Below are 1,095 nucleotides of genomic sequence, written 5' to 3' on the forward strand. Positions count from 1 at the left end.
TAGATAAAAGGAGTGGGAACATGGAGTCTTATATCTGTCTCTTATACACATCTAGATGTGTATAAGAGACAGCAATAAAACAGCACAAAACCGTTTTGCGCTGTTTTATAAAAGAAATTCCAAAGGTTTAATGATCTTACTGATCAGGTTCAATAGTTTTTGCTTTGTAGGATGAACGATTCGGCGATGCTGGTCGCTTTTTTTATAGGTGGTTAGATTTTTGACCTGCAGACTTTCGGCTTGATACTCCTGCATGATCTTTTCAAGCTGATCATGGAAGCCAGGACTTTCAATAAATACCATATTTTCGCTGCTTAAAAAAGTCGAGCGAGAATCCAGATTAAAGGAACCAACGGCGCCGATCGTTTGATCCAGCAGCAGGGCTTTATGATGAAGAGAGCCATCTCCTTGATATTCCCAAATCTCCATTTGCTTCAGCAGTTCCTCTTTTTGCTGTAAATAACCCGCATAAGCGAACAGGTTTGGCGAAGTGGCTGCTGAGTTGGTAATCAAAGTCAATTTATCAGGCAGTTGTTTTGTATGAAATTGATTCATTTTATCTGAAATGATGACATAAGGGCTTTGTAAAGTCGCCTCTTTGGATTCTTCGACAAAGCGAAGGAGCTGCTGCCAGAGCACAGGTTTTTTAACTAGTTTCCCAACTGGGTTATGGATCAACAATCCCGCATTGATTGGATGAAAGTCTAACGTTGAGAGAATTTCCTGACGCAGGATTTTTTCATGTCGATTATTCGCTTTGCGGATTTCATTTGCTAAGTTGCTTAGTGCTTTTCCAGTAAATGGACGGGAAGAATGTGATCTATCATAGGTATAAGGGGAGTGCCAGAGCTCATTAAAGTATATTTTTCCTTGTTTGATCAAAGAATTTTTTGATGAGGGACCATCTATTTTAATAATCAAATCAAAGTCATAGGTTGCCTCATAATCTTGTCTCTTATACACATCTAGATGTGTATAAGAGACAGGAGCAATAATTTACAATCCAAATTTTTTGAAAGCGTTTTTCGTTATGATACACTGATTTTGTAAGTTCTAATAAACCATTATTTGTTCTAAAAAGGGGATGTTTAACTT

The 1,095-nt window shown here is 37.7% G+C and carries 1 protein-coding gene; it reads right to left on the bottom strand.

Annotated elements, in window-relative coordinates; genetic code table 11:
- Positions 1–105: 105 nt before the first annotated feature.
- The gene (locus tag A5875_RS18180) at positions 106–963 is read right to left on the bottom strand and encodes a phospholipase D-like domain-containing protein (protein ID WP_254911908.1); all 858 of its coding nucleotides are present in this window, start codon (positions 961–963) and stop codon (positions 106–108) included.
- Positions 964–1,095: the final 132 nt, after the last annotated feature.

It is taken from the genome of Enterococcus sp. 3H8_DIV0648, assembly GCF_002140655.1.
Classification (GTDB): domain Bacteria; phylum Bacillota; class Bacilli; order Lactobacillales; family Enterococcaceae; genus Enterococcus_A; species Enterococcus_A hulanensis.